General features: G+C 72.4%; 1 protein-coding gene and 1 pseudogene. One reads left to right on the forward strand and one right to left on the reverse strand.

Annotated features, from left to right (window positions below; all coding sequences use genetic code 11):
• Positions 1–310 (forward strand): annotated as a pseudogene (locus I6F37_RS39470) (serine hydrolase); the annotation flags it as partial.
• Positions 311–313: 3 nt separating this feature from the next.
• Here the strand turns inward: I6F37_RS39470 and I6F37_RS39475 are convergent.
• Positions 314–456 (reverse strand): peptide-methionine (R)-S-oxide reductase (locus tag I6F37_RS39475; RefSeq protein ID WP_225154298.1); only part of this gene is annotated, 143 nt, incomplete at its 5' end.

Here is a 456-nt window from a genome sequence, read left to right on the forward strand (position 1 = left end):
GGTGCTGGCGCGCGGCGGCCGCAGCGGCGATCGCCAGCTGATCCCCGAGACCTGGATCCGCGAGGCGACGCGCGCGCATTTCTCCGGCGCGCAGACCGGCCGCTACTACGGCTACGGCTTCCAGACCTGGATCTTCCCCGAGAACGACGGCAGCTTCGCCTTCCTCGGCGTGCGCGGTCAGACGATCTTCGTCGATCCCCGGCGCGAGCTGGTCATGGTCCACACCGCGGTGCGGCCGAGCGCGCGCGATCCCGGCGCCGCCGAGACAACGGCGCTCTGGCGCGCGGTGCGCGCGCAGCTCGGACGCTGAGGCTCAGCCGCCCGCCGGCTCGAACTTCATCGCGACGCCGTTCATGCAGTAGCGCAGGCCGGTGGGTCGCGGCCCGTCCTCGAACACATGGCCGAGATGGCCGCCGCAGCGCCGGCAATGCACTTCGGTGCGCGTCATCCACAGCG

The sequence above is a fragment of the Bradyrhizobium sp. NBAIM08 genome, from assembly GCF_020193935.1.
GTDB lineage: Bacteria > Pseudomonadota > Alphaproteobacteria > Rhizobiales > Xanthobacteraceae > Bradyrhizobium > Bradyrhizobium yuanmingense.